We start from the raw sequence: 14,138 nt of genomic DNA, 5'->3' as shown, positions 1-14,138 counted from the left end.
TTGGGAGCTATAATACACAACGTATGAACATTCACGAGTACCAAGGTAAAAGCATCCTTAAAAGCTTTGGCGTAGCAATTCAAGAGGGAATTGTTGCCGACACACCTGAGCAAGCCGTTGCCGCTGCAAAGGAATTAAAAACAAAATATAACAGCGACTGGGTGGTAATAAAAGCCCAAATACATGCCGGTGGGCGTGGTAAAGGCGGTGGAGTTAAATTAGCTAAAAACCTTGATGAGGTGAAAGAAAAAGCTACAGCTATCATTGGAATGCAATTAATTACACCTCAAACAAAAGCTGAGGGTAAAAAAGTAAATAAAGTTTTAGTGGCGCAGGATGTTTATTATCCGGGCGCATCTCCAACCAAGGAATTTTATATGAGTGTATTATTAGACCGCGCCAAAGGTCGTAATACCATTGTGTATAGTACCGAAGGTGGTATGGATATTGAGCACGTTGCAGAAACAACTCCGGATAAAATCTGGAAAGAGGAAATCGATCCTCGTATCGGTTTGCAAGCATTTCAGGCACGTAAAATTGCGTTTAACTTAGGTTTAAGCGGAAATGCGTTAAAAGAAATGGTGAAGTTTGTGACAGCTCTTTATAAAGCTTACGAAAGTATTGACGCTTCATTATTCGAAATCAATCCGGTTTTAAAAACTTCAGATGATAAGATTATTGCGGTTGACTCTAAAGTAACGTTTGATGGTAACGGTTTGTTCCGTCACCCGGATTACGAAGCCATGCGTGATGTTACAGAAGAGGATCCAATTGAAGTAGAAGCTAAAAATGCGGAATTAAACTATGTAAAACTTGACGGTAACGTGGGTTGTATGGTAAATGGCGCAGGTTTGGCAATGGCTACCATGGATATCATTAAATTATCAGGCGGTGAGCCAGCTAACTTCCTTGATGTAGGTGGAACAGCAAATGCTGAGCGCGTGGAGAAAGCCTTCCGTATCATTTTACGTGACCCGAATGTAAAAGCCATTTTAGTGAACATTTTTGGTGGAATTGTGCGTTGTGACCGTGTTGCACAAGGTATTGTTGATGCTTATAAGAACATGGGAAGCATTAATGTGCCAATTATTGTTCGTTTACAAGGTACTAATGCCGAAGAAGCTAAAAAAATCATTGATCAATCAGGCTTAAAAGTATACTCTGCAATTCAATTGTATGAGGCAGCTGATTTAGTGAATAAATTATTAAAAGGTAATTAATTTTTAGTAAATTTGAAATGATGAAAAAATTCAGATATTACGTTTTACCGCTTGTAACAGGCGTAGTTTTATCATCTTGCGGAGGCAGTGATAATAACGATGAAAATGTTGAACACGGAGTTGATTCAACTAAAACCGAGAATGTAGAAGCCAATACTCCGGTTTCAGAAACGTTCTTCCAGGTGCCTTCACCGGGTGAAATGCTAACCTTCATTAAAATGGTTGGCGGGAAAAACAATAAAAACACTTCTTTCCTTAATTCAGTTGATAATACAAAGAACTACACTGATAATAAGTTGAAAGCTTTAAACTTCGGTATCTATAGTTGCGATTTAAGCTATTGCAGTATTTTTGAAATTGGTGCTGATGCATTGAAGTATTTCAAAACTGTAAAGCAAATGGGCGACCAAATTGGAGTTTCTTCAGCAATTAAACCTGAAATTATGAAGCGTTTGGAATCAAACGTGGGTAATTCAGATTCATTGGCGGTAATTACGGATGATGTTTATTTTTCGTCGTTTGAAACTTTAGATAACAGTGGACAAGGAACTACTTTGGCAATGGTTGTTGCAGGTGGTTGGATTGAAAGTTTATTTATCTGTACAAACTTAGCGAAATATGAAGCTAACAGTCCGGTTATTGAGCGTTTAGCAGATCAAAAATACACTTTAGAGAACTTAGTTGAGTTCTTAAAGAAACACGAAGCAGATCCTAACGTAGCTTCTGTTAAAGCCGATTTCGAAGGTTTATTAGCTGAGTTTAATAAAATCGAACAACAAGATATCAAAGCCGAAGCAAAAGACGAGAAAGGTAAAAAAATGTTAGGAGGCGGACAGCAACTTGTAATGAACGAAGCTCAATACAAAACAATCGTTGAAAAAATTAAAACCATCCGTAACTCTTATACCTTAACAAAATAATTAGTGAGTCACATGAAAAATATTTTAGCATTAATATTAGTAACGTTTTTAAGCACTTCAGCATTTTCTCAAGCTGGTGTTTGCGGACAGTTCCATAAAAAATGGTGCGTAATGCCGGCGCTTAAGGGCGAAAAATGGATTTACAACGCGCAAAGTAAAAGCGGTTTATTCAGTCAGGGTATGTCGCATAAATTACGTTGTGTAATTTATAAGGGTATGGATTACCGTATCTCTGTTTGTTGCGAAACAGTTTTAGGCGATAAAGTAAACTACAAAATTTTTGACGCTCGTACCATGGAGTTATTATTTGATAATTCATCTGCAGAAGATGCACAATTATTCGAATTCCAGAGTATTTCTACTCGTCAGTTAATTATTGAAGTTACAGTTCCAACCGGAGCTACTGAACAAGATAAACATAAAGCGCAAGATGCTGCATGTGTTGGTTTATTAATCGAGCACAAAGTAACCGATCGTCAAGGTTTCTCTCAGTATTAATCTTCGTTAAAAATCATTTAAAGCCCCTTCTCATATCATAGAAGGGGTTTTGTTTTTATATACAGCCCGAAATAATTAATAGCTTTGTAAAATAAATTTCAATAATGTCTGTACACAAAGAAGTCAAAAAAGTAACCACCCATGTGTTGCAAGAAATGAAACGCAAAGGTGAAAAAATCGCCATGTTAACGGCCTATGATTATACCATGGCTAAAATTATTGATCACGCGGGTATCGACGTTATTTTAGTAGGTGATAGCGCGAGTAATGTCATGGCGGGACATGAAACAACTTTGCCAATCACACTCGATCAAATGATTTATCACGCCAGCTCCGTTATCCGTGCTATAGATAGAGCTTTGGTAGTTGTAGATTTACCGTTTGGTTCTTATCAGGGAAATTCCAAAGAAGCTTTGAATACCGCCATTAAAATAATGAAGGAAAGCGGGGCTCACGCCGTAAAATTAGAAGGCGGAAGAGAAATTAAAGATTCTATCGAGAGAATTTTAACGGCAGGCATTCCTGTAATGGGACATTTAGGTTTAACGCCTCAAAGTATTTATAAATTCGGTACCTATACCGTACGTGCGAAGGAAGAGGAAGAAGCTCAACGATTAATAGAAGACGCAAAATTGTTACAGGATTACGGTTGCTTTGCCATTGTATTGGAGAAAATCCCTGCAGCATTAGCCGAAAAGGTTTCCAAAGAATTAAGCATTCCTGTTATTGGAATAGGAGCGGGTGGAGGTTGCGACGGACAAGTATTAGTAACGCACGATATGTTAGGTATGACCAAAGAATTTAGTCCGCGCTTTTTACGCCGTTACTTAAATCTTTATGATAGTATGACCAATGCGTTCACACAATATATCAAAGATGTGAAAAGCAGAGATTTCCCGAACAAGGAAGAGCAATATTAAATCAGTTTAGAATTAAAATTCCAGTTTACTGAATAAAAAAGCCAATGAACATTGGCTTTTTTTTATAATTTCGTTTTCCGTTTTGGAAATGACTTTACAGGTAAAGAAATATTTTATTTTCTGCGCTTTAATTCTTGTTTCTTCTTTAGGATTATCGCAAACAACAACTTTCACAGCTTACGGCGCGCCATATTGGTTTGGTACAACTAATGCTTTAGCTGAAGACACGATCAATAATGTTTTACATTTTCAATATTCATGCAATTGCGGTGTTGGGCCGGGAAATCAATGGAGCACATTCAACCAACGTAATGTTTTAAATAATGCTACGCTTACACCTGTATATTATGGACCATTAGGTGTAAGGTATATTAGTAAGGACTTGTTAGCGCACAATAACAGAATCTATGTCAACGACCGCGATTTCTTAACCGCTCGAACAGCCCCAAGCTATACGCCTCAAAATTGGGTTCATAATACTACTGTGCCCGAAAAAATAATGGCCTCCACGCAAAGAAATGATACTTTGTTTGTTATCAAGGATGATGGTGCTAATTGCAACTCACTTGTGTTAATCAATGCAAATACCGGAGCAACATTAACGTATTCAACCGTTAATTGCGTGTCAAGCGGCAAAGGAACTATATTCGGAGAGGTCATTAAAATGAAGGCCGCAGGTAGTAAACTGTATTTGGTAGGAGCTTTTTATTATGATAATGCTTCTTTTGTGACAGTGGATACGAATGCGGTTGCGATTGATATTCCTACCGGAAATGTCATTCAATTGAATCTAGGTGTGAATGACACCATTCATGATATTGAAATTTATAATAATAAGATTCATGTGGCCGGAAGTTTTACTCAGGCACGCGGACAAATCAGAAATCGTTACGCTGCTTACAACACAAGTTTGAATTTATTATCGGGCACCCCTTCATTTAACGCCAGAGTAAAAGATATTGAATTACACGACCATTATTTATTTGCGAATGGAGATTTTAATGTCATTAACGGAAACAGTATTGGTCCGGTAGGAGTTCCTTATGTAAAATCACTTAATCTAAATACCAATTCCATAATGAATTGGACCTTTTCGTATAGTGGAATTTTATCCACGTACGATACCATCATCATGAAGAAATTCAGGAACCGTATTTATTTAGTCAATAAAAATCAATCAGGAGCTGGTATAGAAATGTTTTGTTTACCTCCAATTAAATCTACAACGGTCATTAGCACTGCTACAACTACGATTTGTGAAAACTCTGTGGTAACATTCAGCGTACCGGCATTTAAATACGCTTCTTCCTACAATTGGTGGTATACCGGTACCGGCGCAACCGGCGGTGGTACAGGAAACTCTGTGTCGTTTAATTTCGGATTTGGCGCTACCAGTGGGAAAATTAAAATGGTGTCTTTGTCGGCTTGCGGAGGGGTGAGTGACACTTTATCTGTTAATGTTACAATTCTGCCTCGTCCGAGTGCGATAGCCTCTTTGGTAGATGATACCTTAAACTGTTTTAAACCCAAAGTTCCTTTGCTAGGAAATTCTTTTTCGCCTAATGTGGGGTATTCCTGGAACGGTCCATCCGGATATTTCAGCAATCAACAAAATGATTCTACCGGTTTATATTTACCCGGAAATTATACGGTAACGGTAACTTCATTTACTTCCGGTTGTTCACGTACCGCAACGGTGAATGTGAGATTAGATACAATTAAGCCAAATGTAACTTTACCACCGGGCCCTTATATTATTCCTTGCAACCCTGCTAATTTAATTCTTAACGGAACAAGTACAACAACTCCGACTTTGTTGCAGTGGTTCAATCAGGCTGCATCATCGGTTTTATATCCTAATCCGGATACAATAACAGCTCCGGGAAATTATGTTTTATTGGTACAAGATTTATACAATGGTTGTAAAAATACTGATACTTTAACAGCTACTTTAAATACTTCAATTCCGAGCGTCACCGTCACGTCGTATCCTACTTATACAAACATCGCTGTTCCGGCGGATACACTCACTTGTTTCCAGCCAACACTTAGTATTAATGCAGTGTTTAGTCCAACGAATTGTACTATACAATGGAAAGAAGTTGCCACCAATAGTCTTTTTCCGAATCCTATTACTGTAAACACTCAAGGAAATTACATTCCTATTGTAACGCGTTTAGATAATAATTGCGCGGATTCTTCTAAAATTATTTTTATTTCGCAAGATAAATTACCGCCTAATTTATCTCTCACTTCAGCTTCATCTAACATTAATTGCAGTTATTCTACGGCAACCTTAAGTGCGGTTTCTTCAACATCCAATACAACTTTGCAATGGACGGGGCCATCCAGTTTTAATGCGCCAAATCCTGCGGTCACTTCAGTGCAAGGATGGTATTATGTAACCGCTACAAACTCTTTAACAGGTTGCGTTAGAAAAGACTCGGTTAATGTGGGTTATAGTAATACTCTTGTTGTAAATGCGGGTAATGATATTTTGTCTTGTGAAAATTCACCGTTTAATTTAAGTGCCGCAGTGGAAGGAACCGTTAGTCCGATTACGTATGCCTGGAGTAATGGCGGAAATACACAAACCATATCTGTCACAACCAATACAACCACGAGTTATATTGTGAATGTTAGTGGGGGAGGTTGCAATGGTACGGATACTGTAAAAGTGATAATTCCTTCCGATATACAAGACTCAGTGGTTACTTCTAAGGGCTGTACAGGTAACAGTGGTAGTTTGGTAATATATGCTTGGGGCGGCATTCCACCCTATGTATATTCGGTAAACGGCGGTGCGTTTGTAAGTACGAATACGTTTACAAATCTGGCATTTGGATCGCACTCCATTGTTATCAAAGATTCTTTAGGTTGTACAAGAAATACTTCTGCCAGCATTAATCAAAACAGCAATTCAGTTTCACCGGTGTTTATTGTAAGTACTCAGAATTTTAAAGGTGATACAGTTGTGTTTGTAGACATCACAGTGCCGAAAGCAGATTCTGTAAGTTGGATATTGCCATCCATTGCTTCAATTATTGGAGGCGATATGTTTAGTCCGGTTGTTGTGTTTGGTGATACAGGAACCTTTGCCGTTACTTTACAAGCGTATTATGGAACCTGTATGATTAGCGCAACAAAAAACATCAGAATACTTCCTTACGACACGGCCTACGCAAACTTCACCAATGCCAATGGTATTAAATCCATAAGTGTAAATCCAAATCCGAACAACGGACAATTTACAGCGCAGGTTGAATTTTATAAAAAGCAAAATGCGAGTATTCAGGTTTGGGATGCAACCGCTCAAAAACATTTTCAACAGAACTTTTATGATGTGACAATAATTTCTTTGCCGGTAAATCTTTCTACCCTCCAAAACGGAACCTATATCTTAAAGGTGATTGGAGAGTATAACGCGGGGCATTTCAACTTTATCATCAGTAAATAAGTTAAACTCCTGCTTTAAATCGATTCAGATACTAGTTTAAGTATAAATACCGTCTATTAATTGACATTGGTGCTTTTATAGCGTAATTTTATCTGTCTGATTAAAAATGAAAAAATGTTTACTAGCTGTATTGGCAATTCCTTTGATGACTTTTTCATTAAAGTCACAATGTACTTTAGCTAATTATATGGCGGCTATTAGGATTCCTATTGCGTCATTTCCGTATACAGCAACAAGCGCGCCTTCATTAACTGTTTCCGCCATTAATTCCGGCGCACCAACATTAGGTAATTCAACTTACGCATGTGATGGAAATTCTTATGGAGGCGCATCACCGGCATGGTGGCTTAATGGTGCTGCACAAAGTTTAACGTTTAATTTTTCATCACCTGTTACAAGTTTAACTTTTTTAATTAACGGTACAAATTCTACTGAGGTATTTTATATAGTATCAAATAGTACTTGTGTGATTTCTTTGAGTAATTATTGTGCAATCGGCTATACATCTGTTGGAGGAACTTTAACGGCCGGAGCAACAGCCGGCTTGGGCTCTCTAATCACAGTAAATAATCCGGGTGGTGCAACGCAATATGTTATGACTCATAATGGTTTAGGTGCAGGGTCACGTGTTACGCTTTTAGATTGTTTTGTGGTAGGAAGTGGTCCGTGCGTTCTTCCGGTTGAATTAACTAATTTCAATGCTCAGTGCCGTTCAAATAATTTGGTTGAATTAAACTGGACAACACTTACAGAGCATAACAATGATTTCTTTACGATTGAAAAAAGTAGAGACGGGGAGAATTGGGAAACTATTGCGAATGTTAAGGGAGCAGGTAATTCATATGAAAAAAAGAATTACACTTACAGATATAATGATATTATTAATTCTATAGTTTATTACAGACTTAAGCAAACCGATTTTAATGAAGATTTTAAATACAGTCAGATTGTTTCGATGAATGATTGCAGTGTAAAAGGGAAAGGTACATTAATTGTTTTTCCAAATCCATCTTCTTCTGAGGTTACTTTTAATACCGATGTTGATGGCGTCGAGGCTGAGATTTATAATGTTTTGGGGATTAAGGAAGCTGTATTTAAGTTAGAGCGCGGTGATAATAAAATCAACTTGAGCACACTTTCTTCCGGGACCTATTATATTAAAACCTCAGGCGAAAATTCGGGTGCACAGGTTCAAAAGTTCATTATTAATAAATAATATTTGATTATGATTAAAACAAAAAGCCTCATCTATATGAGGCTTTTTGCTTTTTGAAAGTTAATGTTACTCTTAATTCTTAATTAACTTTAAGTACCCTGTTTCTTCTCCGCGCTTAATTTGTAAGAAGTACATACCTGATGCAGCTTCCTTCAAATCAATCACTGTATTAAAGCTGCCGGTTTTTAATCCTGCATTATTTTGTAATATAATTTTACCGCTAATGTCTGTAACAGTATAACTTAATTCCGTATTGTTTAATCCGTTTACATTTAAGTTGAAATCACCACTTCCGGGATTTGGATACACCATGATTCCATCCAGGCTTGTTAACTTATCAATATTGGTAGAGCTTTGAATATTGATGGCGTCAAGAGCCATATCAGATAAGAAATTAGCTCCGGTTACACCTCTCCAGCGAACATTAATTTTTTGAGAGGCCCAAGCACTTAAACTGATGTTTGCAACGAACCAGCTATTACCTTTGTTACCGGTCATCGACCACACATTATTCGTCCATGCCCCATTGGCTAAAATGTCTACATATAAGGTTCCCATGTCGGTACCATACATGTGATAGGCAAAGCTTAGCATAGGATTGGTAATGGTAGACAAATCAACACATGGGCTTAATAAGTTTGCAGTTAAGTTAACGCAAGGCGTTGATGACTCGAGGTAAACATAATTTCCGGTAGACGTGCCGGGACTATAATCGACTATTGGGCCCGTATTCGCAGAAGGAGTTCCTCCTTCATCCGTTCTCCAATCATGTTGATCAATTGTATTACTTTCATTAATGAAACCGTTTCCTAATCCGCAAACAGTTGAACAAACATTAGAAGTTCCGCATAAAGCAAATGTTTCAAAATCTTCAGTTAATGGTAAAGTTGCAGTGGTTCCTGAAACGACAGAAACGTTAGCAAATGCAGAGTCATTGGTAACATTCATGTCTGTCACATATTTCGCCCATGCTTTCACATTATAATTTCCAATGGTACTGACGTTAGCAGGAGTGCTAAACGTATAAGCAACGGTTCCAGATGGAGCAATTGTTCCTGTATAGGTTTCGCTTACGATTGGTCCGCTATTTACTCTGTAATAAACCGGTACAGTTGTAATCGCGTTAACGCCCGCGTTAAATAAATTAATGGTTACAGGAGTTGCAGTTAAATTCTGACAATTAGGAATAGTTCCTGAAGGACTTACTAAGTTATTACAAGCCGCATCGTTGGTCATAGGACAGCTGAATGTTCCCGGTGTTTTTTGAATGGCAATCATTCTTCTTCCTACAGCTCCTAACGGTCCGCGTGCACGTACACTAAACCAATATGTTTGTGTGCTGAATGCATTTGGAACTACAAATGAAGTTGTTGATGAAGTTCCGATTGAATCCATATACATCGTTCCCAATTTGAAAATATCATACGAAGTAGCACCGGAGGCTGCATTCCACGTTAATCTTACTGAATCAGGACAAGCCCAATTTACTTGTAAGTTACTTGGTAAAGGAATGATAGAGAAGTTGGCATCGCTTGCGTCATTATACGCACCGCGACTAATACGTACTCTGCATTGTCCAGATAAAGCTGCCGGTACGGTCCAGTTATAATGACGTTGGTTTCCTGCAATGGTTGTACTTATGGTTGTCCATGTAGAGCCACCGTTAGTCGAATATTCTAAAGTTTGATTCCCTGTTGTTTCAAAAGCATCCCAACGAATCGTTTCTGTTTCTCCCGGTACAAATCCTTCGCCACCCATTGGATATGTTAATGTGTAACCATCCATATAGAAAATCCACGTTACATAATAAGCTTGCGGACCCATTGGTACTGCAGCGCCGGTTACATTTAAAGCGTAGTTTCCTGCTGCCGGATTACTAATCACCACTTGTTCGTGATTATTACGGATATCTACACCTTGAGTAGCCGGTAAATTTAAAGTAGTTGCATTTGGCGTGTAATTTAACACCAAAGGATTAACGGTTGTAGCACTCGGTGTTGAAATAAATGTATTTAAGTTGTTTACCAAAGCAACGGATGCACTCACCGCGGCTTGATAATCGTGCCAATAGGTTAGTACTTTCATCTGACGTACACCTGCAGGAACAGTAATATTATGTATGTTAGTAGCGCCGGTACTTACGGTTCCGCTTGTATAAGCAACTGTTTCAATTGCTTTCACCGCGTTTAATGCATTTACACGTCCGTAACCATGACTGAAATCCGGTCCCGGATTTCCTAAATCATCAGCCGTATTCATCACAATAGCTTTCATTAAAGCGCTTGGAGGGTTATTACCGCTATTGAGTGCTTTATAAGCTTCATATAATTGAGCAAATACGCCTGCAACACCCGGACAAGACATAGATGTTCCGGTTTTTGTTACATAATTATTTGGATCACTGGTTGAATAAACATTTGTTCCAACGGCACTCACTTCAGGTTTTAATCGACCATCATGTGCTGGACCGCGGCTTGAAGAACTGTTACGTACATCTAAATAATCTAAGTTAGCAACCGCGATTGAATTTTTAGAATGTTTGTGTCCGCCTGTAACATTACCCCAACCGGCACCTGCACCGTAGCTGCAATTGGAAGTACCATTGTTTCCTGCAGAAAATACATGAATCAATTGAGGCATGCTTAAATTTTGAATGTCTAATTGTTGGGCGCGAGTTGTATAACCTGCATTACAACCATCAGAATAGGAAGTTGAAATAATACGAATACCGTATTTTCCATAGTGAGAATTGATACTATCGAATCCCTGGTAAGAAGGAGAGGCATTGTAAACATAGATGTCGGAGCCCCAAGCCATACCGCGCGTTAAAGGATCTTTATTTCCGGCAGCCATGATAATACCGGCGCAATGATCACCATGATCGCCACTATTACTAGTCATGAATTGCATAGGTAATCGTCCTTGATAATCGATGTGCGGACCAATGATACCATCATCTTGCAACATCACTTGTACACCATTACCATTGTATTTTCTTCCACCCGAGTAAGAAGTAGAAATGGCATTACTGCGATGTGAAGTACGACCAACATTATTATCCGGTTGAGGAGTATCGTCAACTAATTCGGCCGAACAAATAAAAGGTTGATTGATAAAATTCAACAAATCATTTTTGTTAACCCAGGTAACAACCCAATTTGTAAGTTGGTCTTCGAAAGTAATTTCGTAGCCTTTGCTTAATAATTGTTGTTTGAAAGCTTCAAACGAAATGTTTTGATAAGCGGTGATACCAATTCCGATTTTATTTCCTTTCACGGCATAACCCGGAAAATTATTTTCCTTAATAGCTTCACTTAATTCTTTTAATAATTTGTATTCGGCTTTAATAGAATAAATACCACGGATATTATAGCCGGAAAGTGTTTGTAAAGACGTATTTTCTTTAATGGCTGCCATAAAGGTATTTGTCGGCAAATAAAGCATCAGCTTTACACCTTTACTTTCCAGTTCTGATTTTTGTTGTTCAGTTGGCAAACTATTGAATTGTATATAACGGAAATAGTTTCCGTTAAAAAGTTCACTCTTGTTAGGAACAGAAGATTTCACTTGTTCGAAATTGGCTGTAGGTTCAACAAGCCCCGATGATAGCATTAATTGATAACGCCCGTCCTGCGCGTTGCAGAATAATTGAGCGGCTAATGCAGCCACAAGAAGTGTAATTTTTTTCATGTGTGTGTTTTTAGTTATTATAAGTATACAAGATAGATAAGCAGGTTGTTAAATACAAATAAAGTTCTTGTAAGTATTGAGAACCTACTAAAAATTTAGATTTGCATTAAGTGTTCTTTCTATTGCTCTTACAATAGGATGCAGATTGATTAACTGCATATTTTTTCATTTTTCACCACTGAGATACAGAGAAATCAGAGAAGGTTGTTTTTATACGCTGCGTCCTCAGTTTCTCTGTGGTGCACAGCATATCTTGAATGGTTCTATTAAACCATATTTTAGTTTCTGAACATTAATATTAACTAAGAACCCAACTCGTTTGCTGTTTTTTATTTGGTTAAGGAGTTAAAACTCGTGTTCTTTTTCCTCCAGTCCCATTTCATAAAGCACTTTATAGTGTTCAGAGTACGCGCGCTTTAAGAGGTCAACCAATTCGGGATGGGCAAGCATGGAATAAAGGTAGAAGATAATTTTACAGAGTATTTGCGCTTTGGAGCCCTAAAAAAGCTAAAATTGCTTGAAAATATTTTTGCAGAATTCAATTAATTACTACATTTGCAGTCCCAAATACGAAGCAAAACTCCTAAAGTAGTTTGCTTCATATTTGAAAAGATTGTTGGACTGGTAGTCGTGAGGTTAAACTCGCGATGGCGAGCAGAGCCTCGCCATTCAGCTTAAAAGTTAGAATGATCGGTTTAAACAAATAAAAAGATTCTAGGACCGGTAGTTCAGCTGGTTAGAATGCCGCCCTGTCACGGCGGAGGTCGCGGGTTCGAGTCCCGTCCGGTCCGCAAAAAGCCTCAGATTTTCTGGGGCTTTTTTGTTTGCGTTTACTTATTCATTTACAGGCTATTAAAATATTCTGAGTTTCAAACTAAAAAGCCTCGTCATTCTTTTTTTCGAACAACGAGGCTTTGTTTTCTTAAAAATAGATTATTCTTTAACGAATTTTCTATAACCGAAAGAGCCTGATTCTGTTTCAGTTTTTACAATATAGATACCTGCATTTAAAAAGCTTATGTTTATTTTCTCTGTATTAAGGTCGGCTTCTTTTACTAATTTTCCGTCAGTTGAATAAATCTTTACTTTACCACTTTCTTTGGTGTTATGTTCAATCATTAAGAAATCCTGAGCGGGATTCGGATAGATCGAGAAAATCAACTCCTTCGCCACTTCATTTATTCCTACTCCGCTTATTGTTTTCTTGAATACTTTGCTTGTTGTGCCTCCACTGTTGTGCGAAGCAAATAAAACACCACCTGCGTATTTTAACTTGCTAAATGGACAAGAAGTGCAGCTTGTGTGCGTAAAGTCGGTTGTAAAAGTTGCACCTCCATCCGTCGATACCATTATTTTACCACCATCTACACCAACATAAATAGTATTAGCATCAATTGCATAAACGGCTCCAAACGTTGAAGTGGTATTAGAACCTGCGGCCACCAATGCCGGTGTTAAATTGCTCCAGGTACTTCCGCCATCAGTAGTTTTTAATAATCGGGCAGCATTGGGTGAACCCGAATAAATAGTAACAAATCCGGTATTAGCGTCAATGAAATTTAATCCGGTGTAATTGCCGGTATAACCTGTAATAACCGGACTCCAATTCACACAACCATTGGTAGTTTTAAAGAAATTGGTATTGTTTCCGCAAATGTAAGTGGTGTTAGCGTCTACCACATTTACATGTTTCATGGCTGATAAATTACCACATAATACAGTATTACTAATCATTGTCCAGTTTTCACCGCCATCACTTGAGTAAGATGCTTTGCAATAATTGTCTACCAGCACACCAAAATTTCCTTTAAAATCTAAGGCCATAACATCACTAACAGGAGTCGCTTTTTGTGTAAAGGTATTTCCATTGTCAGTGCTTTTATAAATTCTTCCATTGCCGGTACCGGTTACAATATCTGTAGCGTTTAAATAAAACACAGCCTTATTTTGTGGGTATGGAAAAAAGTCTTTCCAGTGACTCCAAGTAGCGCCTCCGTCGGTTGTGAGATGATATACATAACCCAATGAAACAATACCAAGATTGTTATTGTAGAACGAAAAATCGTTTAATGAGGTTTGTGAAATTGTAGTGGTTCCGGTTGGTGTTCCGGGGGTGAAAATTGGTGCCCAGGTTTGCCCTTTCATAAAGCTGCCTGCAAGTAAGATGGGGAGTAAAAATTTTTTCATGTTTTTTAATTTAGGTTTGTCAAATTTGAA

General features: G+C 38.0%; 8 protein-coding genes and 1 tRNA gene. 7 read left to right on the top strand and 2 right to left on the bottom strand.

The genetic code is table 11. The features are described 5' to 3' along the window. Positions 1-23: 23 nt before the first annotated feature. From sucC to J0L69_09685, 6 genes are all read left to right on the top strand, one after another. Positions 24-1,220: an ADP-forming succinate--CoA ligase subunit beta gene (gene sucC, locus J0L69_09710; protein ID MBN8693462.1), complete on the top strand. Its 1,197-nt coding sequence runs from the start codon at positions 24-26 to the stop codon at positions 1,218-1,220. A gap of 20 nt (positions 1,221-1,240) precedes the next feature. Further along, positions 1,241-2,140: a hypothetical protein gene (locus J0L69_09705; protein MBN8693461.1), complete on the top strand. Its 900-nt coding sequence runs from the start codon at positions 1,241-1,243 to the stop codon at positions 2,138-2,140. 12 nt (positions 2,141-2,152) lie between these two features. Further along, positions 2,153-2,638 (top strand): hypothetical protein, encoded by a 486-nt coding sequence (locus J0L69_09700; protein MBN8693460.1) that lies wholly within the window; start codon positions 2,153-2,155, stop codon positions 2,636-2,638. Between the two features lie 104 nt (positions 2,639-2,742). Next, entirely contained in the window at positions 2,743-3,558 is an 816-nt protein-coding gene (panB, locus tag J0L69_09695) for a 3-methyl-2-oxobutanoate hydroxymethyltransferase (protein MBN8693459.1), read from the top strand. A gap of 88 nt (positions 3,559-3,646) precedes the next feature. Further along, positions 3,647-7,015, top strand: coding sequence for a T9SS type A sorting domain-containing protein (locus J0L69_09690; protein MBN8693458.1), 3,369 nt, complete (start codon positions 3,647-3,649; stop codon positions 7,013-7,015). 106 nt (positions 7,016-7,121) lie between these two features. After that, positions 7,122-8,231, top strand: coding sequence for a T9SS type A sorting domain-containing protein (locus J0L69_09685; GenBank protein MBN8693457.1), 1,110 nt, complete (start codon positions 7,122-7,124; stop codon positions 8,229-8,231). 72 nt (positions 8,232-8,303) lie between these two features. Here J0L69_09685 and J0L69_09680 read toward each other — a convergent pair whose 3' ends face one another. Next, positions 8,304-11,921, bottom strand: a complete 3,618-nt coding sequence (locus tag J0L69_09680) for a S8 family serine peptidase (protein ID MBN8693456.1) — start codon at positions 11,919-11,921, stop codon at positions 8,304-8,306. A gap of 717 nt (positions 11,922-12,638) precedes the next feature. Between J0L69_09680 and J0L69_09675 the strand changes: the two genes are divergently transcribed. Next, a tRNA-Asp gene (locus J0L69_09675) sits at positions 12,639-12,712 on the top strand. A 142-nt stretch (positions 12,713-12,854) separates the two neighbouring features. Here J0L69_09675 and J0L69_09670 read toward each other — a convergent pair. Further along, on the bottom strand, positions 12,855-14,108 hold the full coding sequence (locus J0L69_09670; protein ID MBN8693455.1) for a T9SS type A sorting domain-containing protein: 1,254 nt from the start codon (positions 14,106-14,108) through the stop codon (positions 12,855-12,857). Positions 14,109-14,138: the final 30 nt, after the last annotated feature.

This window comes from Bacteroidota bacterium (assembly GCA_017303905.1).
Taxonomy (GTDB): Bacteria; Bacteroidota; Bacteroidia; order B-17B0; family Aurantibacillaceae; genus JAHEYG01.
This window is presented reverse-complemented; position numbering and strand designations above follow the sequence as displayed.

Coding starts and splice junctions, on each gene's coding strand:
- sucC (MBN8693462.1), top strand. CDS start 24: ATGAACATTCACGAGTACCAAGGTAAAAGCATCCTTAAAAGCTTTGGC.
- J0L69_09705 (MBN8693461.1), top strand. CDS start 1,241: ATGAAAAAATTCAGATATTACGTTTTACCGCTTGTAACAGGCGTAGTT.
- J0L69_09700 (MBN8693460.1), top strand. CDS start 2,153: ATGAAAAATATTTTAGCATTAATATTAGTAACGTTTTTAAGCACTTCA.
- panB (MBN8693459.1), top strand. CDS start 2,743: ATGTCTGTACACAAAGAAGTCAAAAAAGTAACCACCCATGTGTTGCAA.
- J0L69_09690 (MBN8693458.1), top strand. CDS start 3,647: ATGACTTTACAGGTAAAGAAATATTTTATTTTCTGCGCTTTAATTCTT.
- J0L69_09685 (MBN8693457.1), top strand. CDS start 7,122: ATGAAAAAATGTTTACTAGCTGTATTGGCAATTCCTTTGATGACTTTT.
- J0L69_09680 (MBN8693456.1), bottom strand. CDS start 11,921: ATGAAAAAAATTACACTTCTTGTGGCTGCATTAGCCGCTCAATTATTC.
- J0L69_09670 (MBN8693455.1), bottom strand. CDS start 14,108: ATGAAAAAATTTTTACTCCCCATCTTACTTGCAGGCAGCTTTATGAAA.